Raw genomic sequence first — 24,287 nt, 5'->3', positions numbered from 1 at the left:
ACCCATATTCACCAAGGATATCCTTAAAAGAACCTAATTTACATCAAAATAGGAATTGAGCAAACAGGTTTTTGGTGCTATATAGGGTTCCTCCAGGTTATGCATAGATTCTTTTCATTTATAGATTGATTATTTTCGTTTATGCATCGATTCTTTTCGTTTATGAATCGATTATTCTAGTTTATTGAAAAACCTGTGTCCAGCCTGTGAAAACTAATAGAACTCTCCCTCATTGCCCCTCGAACGACCCAAGTTCACTCATTGTACCTTCGATAATAACCTGGATTTAAGAAAATAGGCCTTGGCAAACAGGTTTTCTGATCCTTTATCTATGGTCCCTCCAGGGTATGCATAGATTGTTTCCATTTATAAATTGATTATTTTCTTTTATGCATTGATTCTCTTCGTTTATGAATCGATTATTCTAGTTTATTGAAAAACCTGTGTCCAGCCTGTGAAAACAAATAGAACTCTCCCTCTTTTGGCCCTCAACCGACCCAAGTTCACGAAGGTTATCCTTAAAAGAACCTAATTTACATTAAAATAGCCATTGAGCAAACAGGTTTTTGGTCCCATATATAGGTTCCTCCAGGTTATGCATAGATTGTTTCCATTTATAAATTGATTATTTTCTTTTATGCATTGATTCTTTTCTTATGAATCGATTATTCTAGTTTATTGAAAAACCTGTGTCCAGCCTGTGAAAACAACTAAAAGTACAGTCCAGAAGATCGCTGTTACCTGCCACAATTCTCTCAATTTTATCGCATGGTAAAAGACTTACCGCTGCAAAACTGTCCTAGTCCTATGTAAATTAATGAAATAGCAAAAAAATCCCCCGCTGCTTCAACGAGGGCCCCTATTAATCATAAAACTCCATATGACTTTTTTCCTGCCGATAATATTCCAGCCGATCCTCCAGTGTACCTGTATGGAACTCAAACTTGTGCCCATCCGGGTCGGTAAAGTAAATGGATTGTTTATCTTTTTCGTCTCTTTTCCGCCCTGGAAGAAGGTTTACTTTTAGTCCATTTAGTTTCCCAAGAATGTCGTCAAATTGATCCACATCTATTGAAAAGGCAATATGCGTATAGGATTCTGCTATCTCACTCCGCGGGATGCCCTTTTCTTCATTAAGAGCCAGCCAGATTCCATTTAAATCAAAATAAGCAGTTGTCTTTCCTTTAAGGAATAATTTTGCATTAAACACTCTTTGATAAAATTCAATAGAGTTTTCTAAATCGGAAACAGAAAATAATAAGTGATTAAGCCCCTTCACAGACAACCTTTTCCACCTCTTTGTAGTACATTGGCAGCTATCATGCTTATTTTGCTTTGGTTCCCATTAAAACTTCTTTTAGTTCTGAGACAGAGCTGACAATATCATCAGGCTGATGAGCACTCAGTTCCTGTAGAGAACCAAAGCCATAACTGACACCAATCGAGGCAATTCCTGTATTTTTAGCTCCAATCATATCGTGCTCCCGGTCACCTATCATGATAAAGTCTTCCCGCGGGTGAGTGCTGTACTGATTCAGTATGTACTCGATAATTTCCGTTTTTGAGGACCTGGTTCCATCAAGGTTGCTCCCGACAACGAGTTCAAAGTACTGGTCAATTTTAAAATATCTAAGTATCTCCTCTGAAAACACTGTTGGCTTGGAAGTCGCAACAACTAAGGTGTATTTCTGCTCTTTTAACGATTTTAACAGTTCAGGAATTCCAGGATAAATTTCATTTTCAAACATTCCTTTTTCCTTAAACCGTTCCCGGTAATAACGGATGGCACTTGCAGTCTGCTCCGCATTGAAATGGTAAAACTCAGTAAATGAGACCTGGAGCGGCGGGCCAATAAAACATTCAAGCTGATCTAAATCAGGCTCTTCAATATTGAATTTCCTTAAGGCATATTGAACCGATTTAGTAATACCAGCTTTAGGGTCAGAGAGTGTTCCATCCAGATCAAAGAGGATAATCTTGTAATTTTTCATCGAATTTCCCTTCTATAACTTGATTTATCAAAGAATTATTATAGTTATTTTATAATCAGACCACTTAAAAACATGAGGATATTTAAGGTTATATGCCAAATGATCGAAGGAACAATGCTTTTGGACTTTATGGTAATTCCCCCATAAAACAGCCCTCCGATGGAAAAGGCAATACAAACAGCCCAGGGAAAACCAAGCGAATAATGCTGCAAGCCGAAACCCAGGCTCGTGACCACAACAGCCCATTTTTCGCCCAATTGCTCTGAAAAGCTGCTGAGCAGCGCTCCTCTCCATATCAGTTCTTCGAATATGGCATTCGTCAATGAAAAGATCATCGTTAAAAGCCATATCTCCTTGATAAAAGGCCACCCTTTCCCAATGACAAATGGGGTAAATATCAACACATTTACGGTTAAAGCAATTATAAGAAAGGTTTTAACCTTCGTTTGGTGAAAGCCTGACCAAATGAAAGGAAAAGAAATCATTTCGTCCCATACTGGCTTTTTCCAATATTTTAAAAAGGGAGAGCCAGAAAAGCGAGATAGGAGAGCCATCGGGATTAGAACCATCACAAGGGAAAATCTATTAAAAAAAACTGACAGTTCTTTTGTTTCAATATGAACAGTCCAATAGGTGGCTGCATACAAATAAAAAAAGAAACCTATGCCAAAACATAAATTGGTCATGACAAATGCTTTTATCGATTTATCAAAGAAAATCCACAGCAAAACAGACCCCAGGATCCATAGACCGGCAAGTGGGTAACTCTTGATTTGGATCGTGATAACCAGCAGGATAAATAAGCATAAGGATGCCGCGTTTCTGATCAGTTTTCGACCGATAATGACCACCTCTATTCATGTTCTTCCCGCAAACCTACCTGCGGATGTTTCTAACCTAGGAAAATACAGGGACCTCATATAGGCAGGTTCTATATCAGGAATCTCAATATGTATTGAAAAAAATCCATTAAATATGGATTTTTAATTTACTAGTATCTATTACCGTTGCATTTAAACAATCTGTCTCAGGCTTCGGAAACGGACTGGCTGGCAGGTAGGGCAGCACTGGCTGATCCTGTCTACATAAATGATTCCTCTTTGCCGTTCAATGTTTAACCCTTCAATTTCCTCCACCGTTAAGAGGCGCCTGATTTCCTGATCTCCACAGCCGCAAGGACAGCTGCAAGGATCCGGAGTGCAAGTACAATAAGAGCTCATCGACCTTTCTCCCTCCAATCATCTAATTCATTTTATGAAGGGAAAGACAAACAGGAACGGCTAATATCTATAAGTATCTGTAAAGTACGTTCATATTTAAGAATCCGGGAACCTCTATTTTTTCAGCCATACTAATAAACAACAAATTTCTGTTACTTAACTGTTATAATGATGGGCCCTGGGCTCCAGAACACTTCTATGCAATTGGTGGACAGACTGGAGACAGGAACACCCAAAAATCAAATGAGCTAAAACGAATAAACAAATTTTAACCCTATGAAAATCCGGTTCTCAATGCCTTTAACGAGTTTCATAGATATATCGAAGCTTCTCTGATCTGGAAATAAGCAAATTCTCTCTGTGGAGATCCTACCTTCAGGATAGCTTACAGGTTATCTTTACATAAAAGAAAGGATCCGGCGGCACTCAAAAAACTGCCCCCGAATCCCTTATAACAAGCATGAAAGAGATGAATGATCCATGTTAGGCAAGAAAGCCGAATGTTTCTTCAGGTATCAAACTGTGTTTTTAAGAACCTGTCCAGGACGATGTTGCCAAAAGGGATAAATGCTACAAGCACAGAACTTACCATCCACTTCAGCGACCATCTGATTTTAAAAGTCGTATAAGCAATCACGAAGAGATAAAGTATGAAACAAAATCCATGTACGCTTCCTACTACTTTAACTGCTTCGGGAAGGCCAGCCAGGTATTTTAAAGGCATAGCGATGAATAGAAGGACAAGCAGGGAGGTTCCTTCTATAAATCCCATAAGGCGGAATTGCCCAATGGTCGATTTCAGCATTCCATCACTCCTAACTAAGGTGTTATTTTTATTCCATGTAGTGGATCTGTTTCTCATATCTTTAAGAATTATACCAAATTTCTGTCATTATAGACATGTATGATGGAAAGTTAATGAAGTTTTAACATGCTCGTTACTCAGCAGGCAGCAAAAATGGATGGCATTTACCCCTTCCCGCTCCGATTACCGGGAGAATCCGCCTGCCCGGTAACAGGAACAATCTGTCCTCCACTTTACTAATAATGACCCATGTCCAAAAAAAGCACTTTCCAATCCCGGTATGGGTCAAGGAAAGTGCTGAAAACCTTGTCTTGAGACAGAGTTAGCTTTTCGTTTCTTGGTGCTCCTTTAGTTTTTCCAACAGCTCACGGGAACTTTCGGCTGCCATAAACTCTCCATTAACAATGGCGTAGGGAGACTGCTGGCATTCCTTGCATTTGCTTTGACAGCTGTATTCCTTGTAGTGAACATTTTTATTACTTAGAAATGAATGATAGTCTGTAGCATGTTCCTCGGAAAGGAATCTGTCCAGATTTTTTTCACAAAAGTCCACTTTTATCGTTTTCGGTTTTGAAAAAATTTTCGTAAACAACTTCATGAACAGTGCTCACTGCCCTTCTTGCTCTGTGTTGGTGTTTTCCCTCTTTTAAGAGGATTCCGATTTAAATATTCCACCGGTAGTCTTAAATGACAGGATTAATATTACTATTATCATATAAAATTTTATCAGTGTATAGTGCTGGTTTATTCTTGTTATAATGAATTAGATGTGAACTGGAGGTAAAATCGATGACCATATTGAATTCACTTTTCCGTAAACGGATTGGCTTTCCAGAGCATGAAGCGTTATCTTTTGACAAGCTTGATGATGTATTGGAAAAGACAGCAAAAGAAATTCCTTTTGAGAATATATGCGTTCTGAATAACACAGCAATTGAACCTAGCAAAGAAAATCTAACAAATAAAATTCTGGAAAAGTATGAGGGCGGGCTTTGCTATGAGCTCAACCCACTCCTTTATTACTTCTTAATTGAAAATAACTGGGATGCTTCCTTGATCAGAGGGATTATTTATGATGGCAGCCGCCAGCGCTGGAATCCTACAGGAAAAACACATGTAGCCATCCTGATCCAGAACAGCGGACAAACCTATTTGGTTGATACCGGATTTGGAGGGAACCTGCCATTAATACCGGTACCTTTAAACGAAGGTATTGTCACTTCTTCCAACGGCCAATTTCGCGTGAGGAGAGTATCTACTGAATATGGCGATTATGTTTTTGAAATGAAACTTAAGCATAAAGATAAGGACTGGCGGACTGGCTATGCTTTTGATTCCAGGCAAAGCGTTGCCGACCAAGGTGAATTAGCAAAGATTCAGCAAATCATTATGGAGCATGAAGCTTCAGCATTCAACAAGGGACCACTTTTGACCCGGCTCACAGACACCGGAAATATTACATTAACAGAATCATCCTTGACTGAATGGAAGGATGGGAAGGTTCAAAAACTGCCTGTTACCCATAGAGATTTCAATAAGCTGGTTCAGGAGCATTTTGGTATTAACATAAATTAGTAAATAGATTTCATCGTTGCAATAATATCACTGCTTTAACACACAGGCTGCCGTGCCTGTGTGCTCCCAATATTATGTATTCCTCACCTTAACTCATCCAACAGACAGTTGCAAAACTCCTTCTTAGGGTTTGTCCCTAAGCAGGCTATTGCTGAACCTATGAAATCATATGTAAAGAAGAAAAAGACTAAATAATCCAATTTCTTCTTTTAGTCTGTTTTGGCGCGCTATATAATTTCGGTTGGCTTTGCGAGGTTGTATATTCAATTTTTTTCTTGTTCTCCCTGTCTTTTTCTATTAATTTATCAAGCTTGCTAATTGCTTTTTCAAGCTGCTGCTCTGTTAAATCTCCTTTAGCATACAAGCTGCATAACATGCCATACGCAATCGCTTTTGTCTCAATCTCTATATTTACCTTAATATCGACATCAGAGTTTCCGCTGTGCCCAATCATCGTTTGGGCTTGCAGGCTATTTTCTGTCTGTTTTTCGATTTTCAGGTTATTTTCCGCCTGTTGTTTTTCCATGAATGCCCCTCCTGACTCCATAATAGACAGGGATACTAGCCCTTACTGAAGCCTAGTATCCCAAATATAAGAAATGATTAGTCTATTTCTTGATCCTGGTTCTGTTCCTGATCCTGATCCTGGTCAGATTCAGCCCTTGAGCGTACCCTTGCAAGTGATTCGCTGTCAACATTAATATCTAGGTTAACTCTTGAGTTACCACTGTTTGAAACGCGAGCTTTAGCGATGTTTGTATTTTTATCTTTTACATTTACATCTGTTTCATTGTCTGCTTCAGCTTCGTTATCCAGGCGTGCATCCAACTCAGCATCAACATTCACGTCATTGCGTGTATCATTGTTCGCTTCGTTGCGCCCATTGCCACCAAACAGATTTCGGTTTCTCCAAACTCTAGCCATTGATTGTTCCCCTCCTTTCACCTGATACTCTACTTTATTCGAAATCCCTCTTTTGGTGTGGACAAGAGCCCTTTTTCCTGTTGGACTGAGGCCCTTTTTAGCAATCAGTTCGTAGCGGGTGCCCTATTGTCAAAGGATTTCTTCCTCTTTCAAAAGATGTTTTTAACAAAAGATTGAGGGTCCCGGCGTTTTCTTTGGCTGCATTCGGAAGGGAACTGAAGTACAAAAAAACCTTACCTCGTTAGTTAGACGAAGTAAGGCTTTAATTGTCAGTTATGCTGCTTAAGCTTCTGGCTGATCCACGTTTACCCTCTTGATAAAGAAGGAGAAGACTAATCCAACAGCAGCGATGATGATGGCAAATACAAAGGCCTTCTGTACACCTGCCGTAAATGCCAGCAGCTGATTCATTGGATTCGTCAGATCATCTACACTGTTCATATAACTTTCTACTCCTGAAGACAGGATGGAGATGGCAACAGCCGTGCCGATCGCCCCTGCGACCTGCTGCAAGGTGTTCATAATGGCCGTTCCATCCGGATACAGTTCACGGGGCAGCTGATTCAGGCCATTAGTTTGTGCCGGCATCATAACCATCGATACCCCCACCATCGTGATAATATGCAGTCCAATTATGAAAGCCGAGCTAGTGTCTACAGTAATGGTAGAAAAACCGAACATGGCTGCAGTAACAACGATAATTCCAGGAATTACGAGCCATTTAGGGCCAAATCGATCAAAAAGGCTGCCCATCACAGGCGAAAGAAGTCCGTTGATAATCCCTCCTGGCAGAAGCAATAGCCCTGCAGCAAATGTGCTGAGTGCCAGGGATGTCTGTAAATACAATGGCAGCAAAATCATGGAGGACAGAATAATCATCATGCATAGAACGACCATTACCAGACCGAGCGTGAACATTGGGTATTGGAATGCCCGCAAGTTCAGTACAGGCTGTTTCATCTTCAGCTGACGAAGAGCGAATAAGATTAAAGAAATCAGCCCCACAGCCAAAGTAATAATAACAGTCGGGCTTCCCCAGCCTCCACCTTCTCCGGCAGAGCTGAATCCAAAAACGACTCCGCCAAAACCCAGGGTAGATAAAAGAATGGACACAAGATCAATTTTAGGTTTGGTTGGCTTCGTGACATCCTGCATAAAATAAATGCCAAAAACCAGTGCGAACACTAGAACTGGCAGGGAAATCCAAAAAATCCAGTGCCATGATAAATTTTTTAAAATCAGGCCGGACAATGTCGGTCCTACCGCCGGGGCAAACATGATGACGAGACCAATGATTCCCATCATTTTTCCGCGGTTCTGTGGCGGAACAATCATTAAAATCGTGTTAAACATTAACGGCAGCAGCAAACCTGTACCAACTGCCTGGACAACGCGGGCAACCATCAACACTGAGAATGATGGTGCAATGGCCGCTATAAAGGTCCCTATTATTGAAAAGATCAGTGCTGTTATAAATAAATGCCTGGTTGTAAACCACTGGAGGATCAGGCCGGATACTGGCACTAATATTCCCAGCGTCAGCAAATAGCCTGTTGTCAGCCACTGAGCTGTTGTTTCATGAATCCCAAAGCTTATGATCAAATTATTTAACGCCATATTCAAGGCCGTTTCACTAAACAAACCGATAAAACCTGCCACAACGAAAGATATAATCACGGGGGCAGTTTTTATCTCTTCACGGTCTGTATCCATTCCCACTTTCATATCTGCATCCATCTGCATTCTATTTTTCTCCTCCTGCAAAAACCTTCTTTTTTATTGGACAAGCAGCGATTCCATCTGCTTTGCAATACAACGCAGCGGCTGCCCGTTTTGATTGGTAATCGATAAAATACAGCCACCTTCAATCATTGCGTTGATTGTAATGCTTAATTCCGCTGCTTTCTCCTTTGTGTATCCAAAACCTTCAAGCCGGTCGGCATAAAGGGATTGCCAGCCTGTAAAAGCTGATTTACATGCTTCCAGCAGCTTCGGATTCGTCGTCGCAATTTCTGAAGCAATCAGGCCGATTGGCAGCCCAGTGTTCTCCTTTGAATCAAATAAAGCGGCAATATTGTTCATATGATGCTGAAACGCCTCCACAGCATTATCCTTCTCAGCTAAATCAGCTTCAGCCTTTTGCATCACGTTTTTTCTCATTAAATTAATGGCTTCAAGGGCCATTTCCTCTTTCCCATTAGGAAAATAATGGTATATAGACCCCTTTGGCGCACCGCTTTTTTCAATGATCTGGCTTAAACCTGTTCCATGGTAGCCCTGGCATTGAAACAAGCTTGTCGCTGTTTCCAAAATGATCTCCCTGGTCCTTCCTTTCTTCATACACTCTCTACCCTTCATAATTATAGCAATCGGTCTAAGTAATCTTACTAATTATCTAACCTCTGTGTCAATGTTGTTTACTTCATCAATACAAAAAGAAAATATTTTGACTTCTTCGTTTACAATGCGTGTTGTTCAGCCCCCATTACCTCAGGTTCAAAACCCACCGGTCCGTTTTTTTTTTTGCGGTTGGTCTAAACTCCTTCCGCAATCCCATATATTTAGTTGAAGAAGATCAATGACATTATGTGGACCTATACCTGATGAAAAAGGTGAGATCATATGTATATTGTGCATTTTATCGAGAATAAAAATGTATTATTAAATCAGCTTCGAAAAACTGTCCCTGCTGAAGGAGAAGCATTAACGATCAAAGGACGCAAAGGAAAAGTTACCAGTGTAACAAATATCGATGAAAAAACCATACATGTCCAAATGACAATGGATCCAGTTAGTAAAAGCAAGGCCGCTGCAGATAATACAAAAAAGAAAAAAAGATAGAGTCAGGGCGCAAAATTGTCATGCAGAACAGCTGCATGGCGATTTTTATGTGAATGTCTGTCCCTCCCTATAAAAATTGCGAGCTCTCAAATCCTTTGTTTCCTTTTCTAGTTTGAGGGAATAATCTTCATATCAGAAAGAGATGGAGGTAGCAGCTTAATGAAAATTATAATGATTTTGGTTTTAATTGCTGTGGGGTATATCCTATACAAAAGATTTGTCGGAAGAAGATAAAAGGGACGCGTATGCGTCCCTTAAAAACTTCAGACAACCTGAATTAATGCAAGCTTTTCTAAAGTCTGCCAAACACTGGCTCCTTTTGCCGACAAACTGAAAGAATGATTCTCCTAAAAAGAACTCCTTTTTATCTGGGCATGAATTTTACAATCTTGCAAACTCCTTTGTGGATTCAGGCAACCTGTTCATTCTTCACTCTTTAACCTTCAGTCCGAGCATCCTTGAAAAACCAATTGCCTGGCTTGGTGAAACCTCACAGCCCGCCAGGATTTCCGCTGATACGTGAATCTCCTCAAACGAACAGGTGCTTATATCAATGCCTTTTAGTGGAGTTTCGGTCAAAATAACATCGTTTAAATCACAAGAATTAAAAAGAACTTTGCTGAGTTTGCAATGATAAAGATTGGCGCTCCTCAACGAAGAATGATTAAAGCTGACTTGTTTTAGTCTTGCTTCCGCAAAGTCACTTAAATTCACATCACAGTCTTCAAACGTTACATTCCCCAGATTAGCTTCAGTAAAATCCAGCCCTAGTAATTTGCAATTTTTAAAAAGTGTTCTGTGGATATTGCCTCCAGACAGCACGCCGTTGGAAAAATTGCAATTCTCAAAGATAACATCCGTCATATCAATACTGTGAAAAGCGGCATTTATAAAGGTAACATTTTTAAAAATAACCTTGGAAAGAACTGCTCGATCGATGACTTCATTGTCCGCCTGCGAACCGGTCACCATGCAGTTGATGAGCTGGGGATCTTCTTCATAATAGATATCCTGAAAATGAACCGTTTTTAAATCTGAAGGTATTTTTGGAAGTTCTATTTTTACTTTTTGAGCCATGATACACCTCTTATTTCTTAAATTTCCTGATTACTTCATGAAGTACACTCTACCTAATAATCATTTTGTTTATAAGTCTTTATTTTCTAGTTTATTTGTGCCAAAAATATCCCTCTTGGCAAACATAAACCAAATGACACGTTTAACGTTCCTGTCAAAAGGGAAAAATAGAGTAATATTTTTTATTTTCACCATGAGAAGCGGGGGATACCTATATGCTCATTCGCTATAAGAATGCATATAAAAAAGTGGCCATGGGTTTGCTGTCATACATGCCCAGTGAAAGAAATCTAAGGCATTTGCAGGGAACCATTTGTTTTTATGAAACCGATCCATCCAGAAAACTCTATTTATGGAAAGAGGATCAGAGAATCATAGGGGTTATCGGGGTTTTGCTAGTAGACGAATATGTTCTTGAATTACAGCATATTTCCGTTTTACCATCTTTTCGGAAACAGGGGATTGCCAAATCGATGATTAAAGAGCTGATGGACCTTTATCCAAATAAACTTCTTACCACCAATGAACATACGGCGGAATGTGCAAGCCACTATGGCTTAATACGCTATTTGGATAAAACCAGCCAGAGGCATATCTCTACCCATATTCATTAAGAGGTTGATAAAAAGCCTATCTAGGAAGGATAGGCTTTTTTATGCACTGATAACCGGCTTTCTGTCTCTTCCTGGTGCCCAGGCGATCAATTATGCAGCTCCACCAATTCGCAACAGTGAAAAAAAGAGCACCGTCCATTCGGTGCCCTTCACATTGTTCGATCATAACATTCAATGTCATAACGAAGGCATCTCATCGTGTACGAATGTCTTTCCTATTATTCAGGTATCCTTCCAATTCAAGGAGTGGCAGAGGCGGGCTGAAATAAAAGCCTTGCACCTCATTACAGCCTTTCCTTACTAGAAATTCCAATTGATCCTGCGTTTCAACTCCCTCAGCAATGACCCTCATATTCAGCTCTTTTGCAAGTGCAATCACCGCTGAAACAATTGCAACATCATCCTGGCTGTGCGGCAACGAATGAATGAACGAGCGATCAATCTTTATCGTATTGGCATTAAACTTCTTAAGATAAGTGAATGAAGCATAACCAGTTCCAAAATCATCAATGGATACTTCAACCCCGATTCCCCTGAGCTTTTCAACTGAATCCTGGATAAGGTGCTCGTGCCTCATTAATACACTTTCTGTAATTTCAAGTTCCAGGCAATGAGGAGGAAGGTCCATTTCCTTCAATAATTCCTTAACAAGCAAAACAATATCCTGCTGAATGAATTGACGGACTGAAACGTTAACAGCCATCCGTAAATGCAGTTGATAACCCCTTTTACGCCAGTCCTTCATTTGGGAAAGAGCTTCCCGCAGCACCCATGCTCCCAGAACGGAAATAAAGCCGCTTTCTTCCGCGAGCTGCATGAACTCTCCTGGATGGATCAGCCCTCTCTCAGGATGCTGCCAGCGGACCAACGCTTCCACCCCCGTCACATCTCCAGATTGAATATTGATTTTTGGCTGGTAATGGAGCAGGAATTCCTTCCTTTTTATTGCTTTCTTAAAATCCGACTGCATGGAAAACTGGGTATATGCCTTTTCATTCATTGGATTTTCAATGATTTGGACGGAGTTTCCCCCAAGGCCTTTCGAACTGTACATGGCAATATCAGCCTTTTTCATTAATTCATCCAGAGTACACCCATGCTCAGGGTACAGACTTATGCCAATGCTGCCCGTTACGTTAAATTCGCTGTTCAAAATTAAAACTGGCTGGCTGATGGCATCCAGGAGGTTTTTCGCCAGATCAAGAACGGCATTTTTGTCACAATAATCCTTCACAAGAAAGATGAATTCATCACCGCCCATCCTCGCCACAACATGCTCTCCGATAGCTGAGGTAATTCGTTGCGATATTTCCTTCAGGAACGTATCTCCCATTGAATGACCAAAACTGTCATTGATTGACTTAAAGCCGTCCAGATCCAGGAACATGACAGCCAGTGTCTTTGTTTCCTTAATTGCATCCTCAAATACTTGTTTTAAGTAACGAAGATTGGGAAGTCCTGTGAGGACATCATGATTAACAAGGAATTGGACTTCCTTTTCCTGGTGAAACCGTTCAATGGCAAGACCAGTTATATAACTTATTACCCTCAGCATTTCAATTTCAAAAAGATCAGGTGTCCGGCATCTTGAATAATAGACCGCAAAAGTCCCTAATAAGGAGCGATCCATTGACAGGATGGGAATGGACCAGCAGGAGCGCAAACCATACCGCAGGGCTTCCTCTTTCCAGTCCGCCCAATTTGGATGAGTGCTGATATCCGGCACAATCGTTAATTCCTTTGTATAGGCAGAGTGGCCGCAAGAACCAGCAAATTGTGCTACAGGAAATTTATCTATTTTTTCACGATAGTCAATTTCCAGTTTGCTTCCATATCCAAATCTTAGATGATTATGTTCTTTCTCATAAAATAAAATCGAACAAATACCGTCCCGTGTAAGGTTTTCTACGGATTTAATCAGTTCTGGCAGGACTATATCTAACGAATCACCGGCAGCAATCCTTGAAAGGATTCTGGTCTGCATTTCCTGCAAAGCTTCATTGCGCCTTTTTTCAGTTACATCAACAGCAATTCCATCAATCCCGATGACTTCCCCATACAGGATAGCCGGTATGGTGGTCAGATTTATATTCCGGATCTCGCCATTTTTATGGTTTATTTTAAACTCAAGACGGACGGTCCTGCCTTGTTTAACTTTATTAAAGGAAGAGACCACCCGATCCATATCGTCCGGATGGATTAAAGGGTAAAAATCTTTTCCAAGCAGCTCCTCCCTGTTAAAACCGCTGATTCGTTCCCCTTCATTATTGATATTTAGAAATACACCATGTTCATCCAGGGAAAAGACAGCTTCTGGATTTGAGGAAAATAATGAGCGGTACCTTTGCTGGCTCTTTATTCGTTCCGTGATATCACGGCAGATCACTACTAAGCTTTCGGGCCGGCCATTTGAATCATACTTGGGAATTTGTTTCACTTCCATCGTATGGAATTCACCATCAACGAGGATGTTTTCCTCATGAACGATCGGTGCCCCCGCCTCCCAGGCTTTATGGTCAAAAGCAGGATAGAAAGAAAAATGATCAGCAAGATGAGGATAAATCTCCCCAAGGTCTGTATCTGATTTTCCTCTATATCGTTCCTCAAGGCCATAAACTTCAACTGCACGCTTCGTCGCTTCCATCCAGCGGCCATTCGCATCCTTAACGATTACGATATCCGGAATGACATCCATAATTATTTTTAGATTTTTCAATTGATTGCTTTCCATTATGTAAATCAACCTGCTTCATCATTTATTTACTTATTGCTTATATCGGCCAATAAGCAAAGATTATTACAGGGTTTTTAAGAACTGAATAATATTTTTGGACGAACCTGGGAATATGTAATAAAATCGTACCATTTTTACTAAATAAAAGTTTCATGAAACTTAGAGTCTACTGTTTGACTGTCACTCTTACAGATTTTAAGATTTAAGTAATCCCAACATCCCCTTTTCCAACTATTGATATGGAGGAAAAAACCAATGCTTGCAACCCAATATAAGATTACACTTCCTAGTGATTACGACATGAATATAATCAAAGAAAGAGTAAGGAAAAATGGGCATAAAACGGACGGTTTTCCCGGCTTGAAATTCAAGCTGTATTTGATAACAGAAAAAGGACTCCACAACAACTTACAAAATAGCTATTCGCCGCTTTATCTGTGGAAGGACAGCAACGGGCTGAACAAGTTTTTATTTGAAGGTTATTATGACAATATCCTAAACTCTTTTGGATGGCAGCAAGTAAACGTGGGAATTCCGCTGTTTGACACAACCTCTCCTAACATATTGGAAAACACATATCTATATCATCTTAGGGGAGCAATAATGCCCCAAGGAAGTCTAAATACCTTAAAAGAACATATACAAAAATCAATTCCGCCCATTCATGGTGCAGAATTCCTGGTCACTTATAATCCGGATCAATGGAAATACGATATTTTCTGCTTTTTGAAAGATATTAACAACTTAAAAGTAACAAGTGGGGCAATCTATCAGATCCTCTATATATCATCTCAATTTTAGGTAGAAGGATAACAGGGGGAAAGAAAAAAACGTGTTCTCACACGTTTTTTCACATTCCATCTAATCCCTTTGAAAATGAACCTTTTGCAATGTCCTGGGTTAAACTGCTCTTTGCTTTTAAAGCAAATTAATGAATAGCAAAATTGCGCTGGTGACCGGTGTCATGACCATTCCAAAGCGGAGTACAGCCCTCGGTAATATCCTGGTTAATTTTGCTCCAAGGTAGGTTCCAACGATGGTCCCTGCTGCCACTTTTAAAAACAGCTCCCCTTCAAGGTAACCATTTTGAACAAAACCAAAAGAGGCAGACAATGCAATGGGAAGAATCACCAGCATGGTGGTCCCTACTGCCATCCGCAGCGGAAAGTGAAGCCATTTAATCAAGGATAACTGGATAAAGGGTGCAGCCCCAATCCCGCACACTCCAGATATGAACCCGTTCCCTACCCCCACAGCCAGATAGGTCAGCGATTTTGGCTGTGCAGCCTCGTCCCCTGCTTCCAGATGGAGTCTAGTTCTGGCCCAAAGCAGAAGCCCCGATAACGTTAAGGCCCCTGCTGTAAAGAATAGTAAAAGATGAGGGTCCATAAACTTTGTCAGCTGCGTCCCAAAATAAGCACCAATTCCGCCTAAACAGCCAACAATCAATCCTTGCTTAACCTTGACATTCCCTTCGCGGAAATGGCTCCAGCTTCCCGACAGGACGCTAAGAGCCATAACAGCGACGGCTGTTCCGAGTGCTGTATGAATCGGCACATTAAATATCGTTACAAGGAGCGCAATGATGAAACCTGAGCCGCCTGCTCCAATAAAACCCAAAATCAGCCCCAGGAACAGCATGGTGATCATAATACTCATTACGCACCAAACCCTTCGGGGAAAGACAATCCTTTTTGGAAAAGACTGTGTCCATCATATAGGCATGGGGACTGGCTCCCTGCCAGTATTTCACTGCGGCATTTTATTGCACAGTTTGAAGCAAATTTGTAAGGTGTCAAGCTCCCTTTTCGTACTGATATGTAGGTTGTATTAATGATCAAGTCCCTTACTTTAAATCGGAAATCCTTAAATGGCGGTATCCATTCTTCACTGCCTGCCAGCCCTTTTTCCAACAGAACGACAGCACTGGAATGATTAATTGAATCATTTTTTCCCATCCGAAAAACCCTTCTTTTTGCTTAATATTTGTGTACACCCTAGTATAACAAAAGAATTCATTTCTTTTAATAAAGCTGCGTGCAATTCCGTCCGCTTATCTGCTCCAGGCAGGGATATTCATGAGCGGTCACGGAACCTATACGGTGTGTGATTTTTGATCTCTTTTACTTCACATTTGTCCTGCCCTCTAAAAAAAAACAAACAACAATCCCATTAGAGTCTCATAAAAAAAATGTGCCAGGCTGTCCGGCACATTCTCCACTTATATGATTCTTTAAGCCTGTTCCTCGGAGGCCACGAGTTCTGCTTTCGTATCACCTTTCAGGTTATACAAAGGCAAAATGCAAATCATTCCAATAATAAACAGGACAGCCGCCAACTCAAAAATTGCAACCAATGAAATTTGTTCTTTTAAAATACCTGCCGCACTCATGGTAACAACCATGGAGCCCGTAAACAGAGGGCTGAGGATTCCATTGACCCTGCCAATAAACGCCCCTTCTGTCCTTTGTAAAATCAGAGTGTTGATGCCTATCTGAATACAAGGCAGCATAAGGCCGTTTAAAAATTCAGCGGAAAGAGTCAGCCAAAGGTTTGAGGACCAGCCCATTATCGCCAGGCCAATCGCATTGGCAAGCATTCCAAACGCAAGCAGCCTTTGAGGCGCCACTGTTTTGGCAAAAATCATCACGGCCGCGCCGCCGATAATCATCCCAATTCCATTGGCCGTCAGCAGCCATTGAAGATTTTCCTTTGGAAGGCCCAACTGCTCGGTCACCAGAAAAATTGAAAGCGGCTGAATGAAGCCAAGCCCCAGCCCCGCTGCCAGGAAACATAAACCTAATAAACTTAATTCTTTCTTGCTGAGCACATACTTAATACCTGCCTTCATTTCCTGCAGCAATGAGGTAGCATGTGTTTCTTCATCCATTTTAAAATCCGGCGGTAGGAAGGCAAGTGCCCCTGCAGAAAGAAGGAAAGCCGTACCCGTTATGGCAATCGAAATGTGAATGCCGAAGGATTGGAAAGCAAACGTTCCAAGAATTGGCCCCAATACCATAAAGACAGCGAAAACCGTTTGATAGATGGACATACCCGCCTGGATTTGCTCCTCAGGCAAATGCATCTTAAAGAGCTTCATTCCCGAAGGCTGGGAAAACTGGGAAAGAATCGCTGAAATTAATGTGGCAAAGAAAACGACTTGCCAGGAGCCCAGCATGAGTGTAATCAAAACAGCGAACACGGATAGGGCACTTAAAATATCACACCAGACCATTGTGCGTTTTGGACGCCATCTGTCAGCGAATGTACCGCCAATAAAAGAAAAAATGAAAATTGGGGCGAATTCGGCAACAGATATCATGGAGACCGCAAACGGATCGCCATCCGTCTGCTCCATTACAAACAGCAATACCGCAAAGTTACGGACCCAAATCCCGACCTGCAAAAACAGTCCCGATATAATAATAGCCTGAAAGACCCTGCTGCTAAAGATATTGCCTGACCCATTGCCTGTTACATTTTCCTGCAAAATAAAAACCTCCTGCTATATTTCTGATCAGGAGGCAGTACGATACAAAAACAAAAACACATAACATCCCGTGCAAGGGATCCAATGATGATTGGTTTGTATAAAATGTACATACTAATCCTGTCAGAAAAATATAATCGTATTTTTGACGAATTTTTCTTAAAAAACAGGATTAGATAATCATTGGTCCTCGGTCACCCTTCCATTTTTTGCTAACATCATCTTAATGGATTTCAAAAGGAAAAACAAGGGACCTTATAAAACAATCGTTAGACAAAAAACAACAATTTATGAGATCAGGCAATGCCCCATTATCTGCCGGGCCAATATGGGGTACAGGTATGATGGCCAATACACATGAATAAGTCGGAACCCTGGCACTTTCCTTACTGGACTTTACTGCATAATTCCCAGTGCCATCGCTGTTCTCTTTTGCCAGCTGGCATATCTGGCACATCTACAATGTTCCCAAGGAGGTATAAGTTCCTTTACTTCTTTTTCTGGCGATAAAGATCCATGGTTTTGTATCCCTGGGAAAGGACATCTACCATTTGCTGCTGCCGTTTGTCACGCGTTACCTGTTGTTTAGCAGAGAAAATGTACCTTGCCCAGTCTCTTCGATATCCGGGTGTCAGGCTTTGGTAAAAGTCGAGCTCAGCTGGATGTTCTACCAATAGAGCCTCCACGTCTTTAATATTGTCTTCATAATCTGCCACACATTGACTTGAAGCCGGCGTTTTCTTTACTTTCTTTGTTTCCCGTTTTAAACCAACGACTGTAAAGACCTCATCCATGCTCACCATCCGTGCGAACTTGTAGGCGCTGTCCCTGATATACCCATCTTCTCCAACGTTCAGGGCAGGGAAAATTTCATCCCGGTGGACATATGTTTCGTACCGGGAATTCCCCTTTTTCGGATAGGCGAAATATAGATAGCCCTTTTCAAGCAGAAGATCTTTTATAATGATAGTTTGGGTATGCTCCACCATTTCTGTGATTGTTTCAACAAAAATAAAAATGGCATCATGATCTCTCGACAAGGCTGTACCTTGTTCGGTAAATGTATCATAGTCGTCCGGCTGGTTGACTACTGCCATATTCCTGTATTTTTTTAGGTTCAACTTTTCTGCAATTGTCATGGTAAAAGCTCCTTGTATGTAAACTCCAGCACTCCTAATACATCATCTCACAAGATGAGATGAAGCCTTTATTCATCTTTCATCATAGTTTAATCAAAATCAGGCGACAAGTCTATTTCTATCAACTAATAAAAAGCCATTTTTATTGCATTTTGCTGACGCGAAGTTGGCTAGCCTCATAATGATTCAGCTTTCCTGTAATCGGACTCTTTCCAAGTCTGGGGATTTTTAACCTTTTCATTTTTAATTTTTTGTGATTTCTCCTAGGTAACTCTCTTATCAGTTATTTGGTTATTTTACGGGCACATTGCCCTGTTTCTTTCAGTCCCAATAATTGAACACCAGGCTCCCAACATTCTCTGGTTTCCAGTACGCAATTTGACTCCTCTCGGCAGAATTCAAGTCATTCTCGTTCACCAGCACAATTTGACCTTTTATTTCCTTTAATTCTAATGGAATTAACAGGTGTCTAGTACTTAATACATCGTAAAAGGGACTAAACATTTGCTCCAGCCGTGGCTCATCTATGAATCTGATGTTTTCTTGGGAAAAATCCGAAACTGCAAATGCCATAAAAGGATAAAATTGATTAAGCAACAGATGCAGCTGTTTTGTCTCAAGCTTCCCTTTACATTATAAAAGTTCATTGGATAGCATGGTTCCTGGTATTCCAGCACTTCTCCTCCATAACCACGGATCAAAGAAAAACAAACCTTTTTAACCTGTTTCCTATTGAGTTCAGGCGGCTTGTTCCTTGGTGAATCTTACAAACCCGTTATTCCATAAAGAAGATTCAACCTTGTTCAACACCCTTTTCGCAAATTTAATACCTGATTTCATCTTAAAAGAATCATAAACAGGATTCCAGGTCCATTTCTCTTCACCTGGTCTATGAGACCTACGTTTGCAATTTTATCGGCCAATTCGGCATCATCCCGCGGATAAAAACATAGCTCCACATGTGAGTTCGGACCTCATTGAGCCAGAAAGGCCGCTTTAAAGTAGCATCAACATGATCACCCACCAACTTCCATATAATGTATAATAAAGAATATAATTTCGATTGAATGGGGAATCCGCGATGGTCTTCAAAGGGAAGAGAAAGAAACTTTACACCTTATTTGCTGCTGTTTTTGTACTAACTTTGCTTGGAGTCACCTTTTTATTTCCATATTCCTCTCTTAGTCTGAACCGTACAGTCACCTATGATCCTGATAATAGGATGGTTAAAGAGTATCTTCAGAGCTTAACAGACTTTAAAGATCAATATAAAACGAAAAAACCTGATGACGCAACAGCTCATAGAAACCCCTATTTTCTCCAATTGTTTGAACTAAAGTGGCTTACTAGCAAGGAACCAGTACAGATGGATCATCAGGATCTGGACATTCTTTTACTGGAGGTGAAAACTGCCAGACAGAGCCTGATGGAACTGGCATTTCAGGAGAGTTATCCAGTCCATGCAAAAATCTATTTGAAAAACACCATTGAAGGCTGTTTGGAGCTAGAAGAACGCATTGAAGATTTACAAGACTCCAAATTCCGCTCCAGAGCAACATTGGACCGTCAATACCGCAATCTCCATGTTAGTTTTATAAATAACTTAGGAAGGTATTCCTCCTTCTACAAGGAATCACGCAAAAAGGAGTAGTTCCCCAAAATATAGATCAGAGCATAGGCTTGCCATCAATGCTCTGTTTCCCTGCAATTCCGGCAACAAAAAAACTGCCGAAGCAGCCAATTCAATAAATACCTCTGATAAGCGATTATAAATAAGCAAAACTGGTTTTCCCAGCATAGGCATTACAGCGGAAAAGACAAGAGCATTAGACAATTCCTTCCGCACAGATGGGAAGGCTTTTTGATTCCCCCATTAAGCCTTCCAATTGCCCTTTATAGACATAACATTTTTATTATCAAGACTGGTTTCTAAGCTTTTAATGTCCTCTTTCTCTCTTGAGCCCGGTCCGATCCTTTAAATTTATAATCTCCTCTTTCCGGATTTTTGACTCTTTCCTCAGCTGCCGAAAGACTTTTTTCTTATTTTAAGGCGAAAGTCATGTTAAAACGTACCCGGTTCTGATGAAATCTTCCATCCTTCCGGCGTATGAGAAAGCAAAACGGCCGGAACGGAAGTCAACAGCCCAGTTTTACAACAGACAAACTAAAAAAAGACTGTGACAATTCCATTTTCATCGAGAGTTTGTCTAAGTCTGAAAGCTTCCCTTTATTATTTTCAGCAATCGTATTTAGGCTTTTCACCTTAAAATGTGGCCCGCTAGTGCAGGCGAAGATTTCTAGTACCTGAAAATTATTGCCTTCTTCATGAGCACATGCACTCACAAATCATAAAATAATTCCACACACTCCATTGTTTGCGTATTAACATTTAAACCACTTTGACTTGTTTTCACAGGACTCCCTGCTAGCGAACAGGCAGAATTTTTAAATGGAGGGAAGTGGGTACATGTCCCTTCAGTATTCCTAAAGAAAAACAGCTGAACTCCAGGCAGGAGTTCAGCCGTTTTTATAAGTGCAAACGAAGGTTTAGAATCCTACAGACATGGTATCAGGATGCGATCCAGCTCGGCTGTCCTGATTTAAGCCATCAATTCTATCCATCTCTTCCGCTGTTAATTCAAAATCAAAAATATCCGCGTTTTCGATAATCCGGTGTTCTTTAACAGACTTTGGAATCGTTACGACTCCCTGCTGAATATCCCAGCGAAGAATCACTTGGGCAACAGATTTATTATATTTTTCTGCAATTTCCTGAAGAACAGGTTCGTTCAGCAGCTGGCCTTGTTTCAAAGGTGACCATGCTTCAAGCTGAATTCCTTCTTTTTCACAGTAAGCCTTCAGCTCTTTCTGTGTCAAATGAGGGTGAAACTCAACCTGGTTGACCATTGGTTTAATTTCTGCCGAAGCGATAAGGTCCTCAAGATGGTGAATCTGAAAATTACTTACGCCAATGGCACGAATCCTGCCCTCTTTGTAGAGCTTTTCAAACGCTTTCCATGTCTCTTTATATTTATCTTTTCCAGGCCAGTGAATTAAATATAGATCAAGATAATCAAGGCCAAGTTTTTCCATGCTGGTCTCGAAAGCTTTAAGGGTGGATTCATAACCCTGTTCGCTGTTCCAGAGCTTTGAAGTGATGAACAATTCTTCACGAGGAACACCAGATTCTTTAATGGCCTGGCCCACGCCTTCTTCATTTTTATAAATAGCGGCTGTATCGATGGAGGTATAGCCATTTTTGATTGCAGCCTTTACGGACTGAATGACCTCATCCCCATCTGTTACTTTAAAGACTCCCAGTCCAACCCATGGCATTTTTACACCATTATGTAAAGTCGTTGTGTCTTTTAGACTTGTTGGCATCATGAATTCCTCCTATTCAAAGTTGAAGTTACTTCAAGTATACATGATACTCAATTTAGCTTCTTCAAATATGCTTATACACCTCTTGCTTTTTTTGATATACTGCACTGTAGTGTGTCAATTCCCTGAGATGCCAGTTTTTCGTGCATTCGGCTGGCCAATTTTTATATTATTAAAGTTTTAGTAAAATCATTTCAATGCATTCTTCAGGTAAACATGCGGGCTTTCTCAAACATGCTAAATCGACGGCTTCTTAAACCTAATGAAAGATATATGAACTAATCTGCAAAACAGCGGATTTATGCATAATTAATGAAAATAGCTTTTTACAAACGCTTTCATTTCCCGTATCATATAGTAAAAAGGTAATAACACCTTCAAAACTCCTGAGCATTTTATCCCGAAAAATGAGGTTGAATAAATGTCTAACGTCCAATCAATCGAAAGAGCTCTTACAATATTAAACAAGCTTTCTGAATATCCGGATGGCCTCCAGATTTCACGCCTGTCCGAGCAGGTCGGTTTAACGAAAAGTACCATACACAGGCTGCTCGCCACACTATCAAACATGAATTATGTGACAAAGGATGAAGAAACAGACAAATATAAACTCGGATTACAGATTCTCTTTCTATCGAGGAACTATTTAAACAATTCCAATATTGTTACAATTTCCAAACCATTTTTAGAAAAGCTGTGCCAGGAAGTAAATGAAACTATTCATCTTTGCATGGAGGACCTTGGAGAAGTCATTTATGTTGATAAAATTGAAAGCAATCAGACCGTACGCATGTATTCCCGCACCGGAAGCCGTGCGCCGATGTACTGTACAGCTGTAGGTAAAATATTGCTTTCAGGCAAACAAAAGGAAGAATTTGAAACACTGATCTCAAATATGGATTTTACTCCAAAGACTCCTACAACCATCACTTCCAAGGAAGTATTTAGGCAAGAAATTGACCAGGTAAAAAGGCAGGGCTATGCCATAGACAACTCGGAAAATGAAGCTGTTCTCAGGTGCATTGCTGCTCCTATATATGATCACAAAGGGAAAATCATTGCAAGCTTCAGCATTTCAGGGCCAAATAATCGTGTGACCATGGAAAGAATTAACGAAACACTGATAGATAAAATGAATCAATACAGTATCCTTATTTCAAGGAACCTGGGCTATTCAGGTTCCTGAGTGATCCTGGTTCTGAGTTATCCAAAAGTCTGCCTATTTCTATAAAGATGGGCGGCGTGAAAAAATACTCTATTATTTACCGGCGTAAATCCCTGTGTGACGGTTCACGCCTGTTTTTTATGAGATCGACTTATGTTTGCATATCCGAAATACTTCATAATGAAGTGCCAAGTTTTATGAAACTTTTTAATTCCCCAAAAAAGCCCTTTTGCCAAGATTATTTAGTATTTGATATTCAGAATCCCTTGATTTTATAAAATACTTTTACCAGCATTACTGATTCCTGCCAAAAAGAAAAGTAAAGAAAACCTGGAGGGTTCTCTTTACTCTCGTTCAACGCTTAATTATTCGAGCCTGCAAAGGATTTTTTTATGAAAGCTTCCAGGCTGTTTCGATCAGGCAAGCCATCGTTATCTCCGGGGGACATAACAGCAAGGGCACCGATAGCTGCCGCGCGCTTTACCGCCTCTTTTAAAGGCAGCCCTTCCAGGATTCCGCTCACCACGCCGACAGCAAATCCATCTCCAGCGCCAACCGTGTCTACAACACGTTCTACAGGAAAGCCATCAGTATAAAACCGCTCTCCCTCAGAGCTGGTGAACGCTCCTTCTGCTCCCAGTTTTATCACAACCGTTTTAACTCCAGCAGCATGATAGTGGTCCGCAATTTCCGTAACATCCTCCCTGCCCGTCAGCAGCTTCGCTTCTTCAATGCCCGGAAGAACAATGTCTGCCCGGCAGGCCAGATCATTAATTACTTGTGCCATTTCCTGTTTGTCTCCCCAGAGTCCCGGACGCAAATTCGGATCATAAGAAATTTGCACCCCTCTGTCCCTCGCCTGTTTCATAAGCTCATAAACCATTTCCCGGCAGCCGGAGGACAACGCCGGAGGGATGCCCGTTAAGTGGATATGGTCAAAGCCGTCCCAGTCCAAATTCGTAATGGTATTAAGACTCATGTACGAAGCAGCTGAATTTTTCCTTGCCGAGAACACTTCCGGGTCTCCGCTTGACACCTTTTGCTTCCACTGCATTCCTGTTGTATATTCCGGAACATACGATACAAATCTCGTATCAATGTCATTTTGATTAAGAAATTTGCCTATATACTTACCAAAAGGATCTTTTCCCAATTGGGTAATATACGTTACGGAGTGTCCGAGCCGGGACATCCCGATTGAAAAGTTGACCTCAGCACCCGCAACGAAACGATCAAACCGTGTAACCTCTTCGAGTGAACCTTCCTGCTCTGCTACAAAGAGAGCCATCGGTTCCCCCACCGTAATAATTCTGCTCATAGAGTAACCC

25 protein-coding genes are annotated in these 24,287 nt (G+C 40.9%); 6 read left to right on the top strand and 19 right to left on the bottom strand.

The window, feature by feature from the left end:
• Positions 1–862 precede the first annotated feature (862 nt).
• From fosB to EV146_RS12155, 6 genes are all read right to left on the bottom strand, one after another.
• Positions 863–1,285 (bottom strand): metallothiol transferase FosB, encoded by a 423-nt coding sequence (gene fosB, locus EV146_RS12180; RefSeq protein WP_132006365.1) that lies wholly within the window; start codon positions 1,283–1,285, stop codon positions 863–865.
• Positions 1,286–1,325: 40 nt separating this feature from the next.
• A complete protein-coding gene (locus EV146_RS12175) occupies positions 1,326–1,991 on the bottom strand; it encodes an HAD family hydrolase (RefSeq protein ID WP_132006363.1) in 666 nt (221 codons plus the stop codon).
• A gap of 44 nt (positions 1,992–2,035) precedes the next feature.
• On the bottom strand, positions 2,036–2,842 hold the full coding sequence (locus EV146_RS12170) for a CPBP family intramembrane glutamic endopeptidase (protein WP_219916301.1): 807 nt from the start codon (positions 2,840–2,842) through the stop codon (positions 2,036–2,038).
• Between the two features lie 162 nt (positions 2,843–3,004).
• On the bottom strand, positions 3,005–3,211 hold the full coding sequence (locus EV146_RS12165) for a hypothetical protein (protein WP_132006360.1): 207 nt from the start codon (positions 3,209–3,211) through the stop codon (positions 3,005–3,007).
• A gap of 508 nt (positions 3,212–3,719) precedes the next feature.
• Positions 3,720–4,016 (bottom strand): DUF3817 domain-containing protein, encoded by a 297-nt coding sequence (locus EV146_RS12160; RefSeq protein ID WP_121612301.1) that lies wholly within the window; start codon positions 4,014–4,016, stop codon positions 3,720–3,722.
• A gap of 322 nt (positions 4,017–4,338) precedes the next feature.
• On the bottom strand, positions 4,339–4,614 hold the full coding sequence (locus EV146_RS12155; protein ID WP_132006357.1) for a DUF1450 domain-containing protein: 276 nt from the start codon (positions 4,612–4,614) through the stop codon (positions 4,339–4,341).
• A 191-nt stretch (positions 4,615–4,805) separates the two neighbouring features.
• On the opposite strand from EV146_RS12155, the gene EV146_RS12150 reads away from it, so the two are divergent.
• Entirely contained in the window at positions 4,806–5,591 is a 786-nt protein-coding gene (locus EV146_RS12150; protein ID WP_132006354.1) for an arylamine N-acetyltransferase family protein, read from the top strand.
• 187 nt (positions 5,592–5,778) lie between these two features.
• Here the strand turns inward: EV146_RS12150 and EV146_RS12145 are convergent, their stop codons facing one another.
• From EV146_RS12145 to EV146_RS12130, 4 genes are all read right to left on the bottom strand, one after another.
• Positions 5,779–6,117 carry a hypothetical protein gene (locus EV146_RS12145; protein WP_121612298.1) on the bottom strand — a complete coding sequence of 113 codons (339 nt, stop codon included), beginning with the start codon at positions 6,115–6,117 and terminating at the stop codon, positions 5,779–5,781.
• 77 nt (positions 6,118–6,194) lie between these two features.
• A complete protein-coding gene (locus tag EV146_RS12140) occupies positions 6,195–6,515 on the bottom strand; it encodes a hypothetical protein (protein ID WP_132006351.1) in 321 nt (106 codons plus the stop codon).
• Between the two features lie 282 nt (positions 6,516–6,797).
• On the bottom strand, positions 6,798–8,240 hold the full coding sequence (locus tag EV146_RS12135) for a DHA2 family efflux MFS transporter permease subunit (RefSeq protein WP_241993910.1): 1,443 nt from the start codon (positions 8,238–8,240) through the stop codon (positions 6,798–6,800).
• A gap of 51 nt (positions 8,241–8,291) precedes the next feature.
• Entirely contained in the window at positions 8,292–8,855 is a 564-nt protein-coding gene (locus EV146_RS12130) for a TetR/AcrR family transcriptional regulator (protein WP_132006345.1), read from the bottom strand.
• 282 nt (positions 8,856–9,137) lie between these two features.
• Here EV146_RS12130 and EV146_RS12125 point away from each other — a divergent pair, with 282 nt between their 5' ends.
• A complete protein-coding gene (locus EV146_RS12125; RefSeq protein WP_132006342.1) occupies positions 9,138–9,356 on the top strand; it encodes a hypothetical protein in 219 nt (72 codons plus the stop codon).
• Between the two features lie 429 nt (positions 9,357–9,785).
• Here EV146_RS12125 and EV146_RS12120 read toward each other — a convergent pair whose 3' ends face one another.
• Entirely contained in the window at positions 9,786–10,433 is a 648-nt protein-coding gene (locus EV146_RS12120; protein WP_132006339.1) for a pentapeptide repeat-containing protein, read from the bottom strand.
• Positions 10,434–10,648: 215 nt separating this feature from the next.
• On the opposite strand from EV146_RS12120, the gene EV146_RS12115 reads away from it, so the two are divergent.
• Entirely contained in the window at positions 10,649–11,047 is a 399-nt protein-coding gene (locus EV146_RS12115) for a GNAT family N-acetyltransferase (RefSeq protein ID WP_132006336.1), read from the top strand.
• 193 nt (positions 11,048–11,240) lie between these two features.
• Here the strand turns inward: EV146_RS12115 and EV146_RS12110 are convergent, their stop codons facing one another.
• Positions 11,241–13,778: an EAL domain-containing protein gene (locus EV146_RS12110; RefSeq protein WP_132006333.1), complete on the bottom strand. Its 2,538-nt coding sequence runs from the start codon at positions 13,776–13,778 to the stop codon at positions 11,241–11,243.
• A gap of 258 nt (positions 13,779–14,036) precedes the next feature.
• Between EV146_RS12110 and EV146_RS12105 the strand changes: the two genes are divergently transcribed.
• Positions 14,037–14,582: a DUF4865 family protein gene (locus EV146_RS12105; RefSeq protein ID WP_132006330.1), complete on the top strand. Its 546-nt coding sequence runs from the start codon at positions 14,037–14,039 to the stop codon at positions 14,580–14,582.
• Between the two features lie 117 nt (positions 14,583–14,699).
• Here EV146_RS12105 and EV146_RS12100 read toward each other — a convergent pair whose 3' ends face one another.
• From EV146_RS12100 to EV146_RS27025, 5 genes are all read right to left on the bottom strand, one after another.
• Entirely contained in the window at positions 14,700–15,440 is a 741-nt protein-coding gene (locus tag EV146_RS12100) for a sulfite exporter TauE/SafE family protein (RefSeq protein ID WP_132006327.1), read from the bottom strand.
• Positions 15,440–15,739, bottom strand: a complete 300-nt coding sequence (locus EV146_RS12095; RefSeq protein WP_132006324.1) for a hypothetical protein — start codon at positions 15,737–15,739, stop codon at positions 15,440–15,442. Before EV146_RS12095 ends, EV146_RS12100 begins: the two co-directional genes overlap by 1 nt.
• A gap of 275 nt (positions 15,740–16,014) precedes the next feature.
• Positions 16,015–17,235, bottom strand: a complete 1,221-nt coding sequence (locus EV146_RS12090) for an MFS transporter (RefSeq protein ID WP_241993909.1) — start codon at positions 17,233–17,235, stop codon at positions 16,015–16,017.
• 524 nt (positions 17,236–17,759) lie between these two features.
• Complete coding sequence (locus tag EV146_RS12085) at positions 17,760–18,410, bottom strand: YdeI/OmpD-associated family protein (protein WP_132006318.1); 651 nt, start codon at positions 18,408–18,410, stop codon at positions 17,760–17,762.
• A gap of 321 nt (positions 18,411–18,731) precedes the next feature.
• On the bottom strand, positions 18,732–18,983 hold the full coding sequence (locus tag EV146_RS27025; RefSeq protein ID WP_158287085.1) for an RNA-binding protein: 252 nt from the start codon (positions 18,981–18,983) through the stop codon (positions 18,732–18,734).
• Between the two features lie 508 nt (positions 18,984–19,491).
• On the opposite strand from EV146_RS27025, the gene EV146_RS12080 reads away from it, so the two are divergent.
• Positions 19,492–20,061 (top strand): hypothetical protein, encoded by a 570-nt coding sequence (locus tag EV146_RS12080; RefSeq protein ID WP_132006315.1) that lies wholly within the window; start codon positions 19,492–19,494, stop codon positions 20,059–20,061.
• Between the two features lie 896 nt (positions 20,062–20,957).
• On the opposite strand, the gene EV146_RS12075 is transcribed toward EV146_RS12080, so the two are convergent.
• Positions 20,958–21,794, bottom strand: a complete 837-nt coding sequence (locus tag EV146_RS12075) for an aldo/keto reductase (protein ID WP_121612282.1) — start codon at positions 21,792–21,794, stop codon at positions 20,958–20,960.
• Between the two features lie 421 nt (positions 21,795–22,215).
• Here EV146_RS12075 and EV146_RS12070 point away from each other — a divergent pair, with 421 nt between their 5' ends.
• On the top strand, positions 22,216–22,980 hold the full coding sequence (locus EV146_RS12070) for an IclR family transcriptional regulator (protein ID WP_132006312.1): 765 nt from the start codon (positions 22,216–22,218) through the stop codon (positions 22,978–22,980).
• 340 nt (positions 22,981–23,320) lie between these two features.
• On the opposite strand, the gene EV146_RS12065 is transcribed toward EV146_RS12070, so the two are convergent.
• Complete coding sequence (locus tag EV146_RS12065) at positions 23,321–24,277, bottom strand: sugar kinase (protein ID WP_132006309.1); 957 nt, start codon at positions 24,275–24,277, stop codon at positions 23,321–23,323.
• Between the last annotated feature and the right edge of the window lie 10 nt (positions 24,278–24,287).

The sequence above is a fragment of the Mesobacillus foraminis genome (assembly GCF_004340465.1).
GTDB classification, from domain to species: domain Bacteria; phylum Bacillota; class Bacilli; order Bacillales; family Cytobacillaceae; genus Mesobacillus_B; species Mesobacillus_B foraminis.
The sequence above is the reverse complement of the archived record's forward strand: the minus strand, read 5'-3'. Positions and strand labels throughout refer to the sequence as shown.

Bases quoted from the DNA above. Each gene is read 5' to 3' on its own strand.
- EV146_RS12085 (WP_132006318.1), bottom strand. From the start codon at position 18,410: ATGACAATTGCAGAAAAGTTGAACCTAAAAAAATACAGGAATATGGCA.
- EV146_RS12080 (WP_132006315.1), top strand. From the start codon at position 19,492: ATGGTCTTCAAAGGGAAGAGAAAGAAACTTTACACCTTATTTGCTGCT.
- EV146_RS12120 (WP_132006339.1), bottom strand. From the start codon at position 10,433: ATGGCTCAAAAAGTAAAAATAGAACTTCCAAAAATACCTTCAGATTTA.
- EV146_RS12135 (WP_241993910.1), bottom strand. From the start codon at position 8,240: ATGAAAGTGGGAATGGATACAGACCGTGAAGAGATAAAAACTGCCCCC.
- EV146_RS27025 (WP_158287085.1), bottom strand. From the start codon at position 18,983: ATGGCATTTGCAGTTTCGGATTTTTCCCAAGAAAACATCAGATTCATA.
- EV146_RS12140 (WP_132006351.1), bottom strand. From the start codon at position 6,515: ATGGCTAGAGTTTGGAGAAACCGAAATCTGTTTGGTGGCAATGGGCGC.
- EV146_RS12105 (WP_132006330.1), top strand. From the start codon at position 14,037: ATGCTTGCAACCCAATATAAGATTACACTTCCTAGTGATTACGACATG.
- EV146_RS12065 (WP_132006309.1), bottom strand. From the start codon at position 24,277: ATGAGCAGAATTATTACGGTGGGGGAACCGATGGCTCTCTTTGTAGCA.
- EV146_RS12070 (WP_132006312.1), top strand. From the start codon at position 22,216: ATGTCTAACGTCCAATCAATCGAAAGAGCTCTTACAATATTAAACAAG.
- EV146_RS12075 (WP_121612282.1), bottom strand. From the start codon at position 21,794: ATGCCAACAAGTCTAAAAGACACAACGACTTTACATAATGGTGTAAAA.
- EV146_RS12145 (WP_121612298.1), bottom strand. From the start codon at position 6,117: ATGGAAAAACAACAGGCGGAAAATAACCTGAAAATCGAAAAACAGACA.
- EV146_RS12175 (WP_132006363.1), bottom strand. From the start codon at position 1,991: ATGAAAAATTACAAGATTATCCTCTTTGATCTGGATGGAACACTCTCT.
- EV146_RS12130 (WP_132006345.1), bottom strand. From the start codon at position 8,855: ATGAAGAAAGGAAGGACCAGGGAGATCATTTTGGAAACAGCGACAAGC.
- EV146_RS12115 (WP_132006336.1), top strand. From the start codon at position 10,649: ATGCTCATTCGCTATAAGAATGCATATAAAAAAGTGGCCATGGGTTTG.
- EV146_RS12160 (WP_121612301.1), bottom strand. From the start codon at position 4,016: ATGCTGAAATCGACCATTGGGCAATTCCGCCTTATGGGATTTATAGAA.
- EV146_RS12150 (WP_132006354.1), top strand. From the start codon at position 4,806: ATGACCATATTGAATTCACTTTTCCGTAAACGGATTGGCTTTCCAGAG.
- EV146_RS12165 (WP_132006360.1), bottom strand. From the start codon at position 3,211: ATGAGCTCTTATTGTACTTGCACTCCGGATCCTTGCAGCTGTCCTTGC.
- EV146_RS12110 (WP_132006333.1), bottom strand. From the start codon at position 13,778: ATGGAAAGCAATCAATTGAAAAATCTAAAAATAATTATGGATGTCATT.
- EV146_RS12100 (WP_132006327.1), bottom strand. From the start codon at position 15,440: ATGAGTATTATGATCACCATGCTGTTCCTGGGGCTGATTTTGGGTTTT.
- EV146_RS12155 (WP_132006357.1), bottom strand. From the start codon at position 4,614: ATGAAGTTGTTTACGAAAATTTTTTCAAAACCGAAAACGATAAAAGTG.
- EV146_RS12095 (WP_132006324.1), bottom strand. From the start codon at position 15,739: ATGGGAAAAAATGATTCAATTAATCATTCCAGTGCTGTCGTTCTGTTG.
- EV146_RS12125 (WP_132006342.1), top strand. From the start codon at position 9,138: ATGTATATTGTGCATTTTATCGAGAATAAAAATGTATTATTAAATCAG.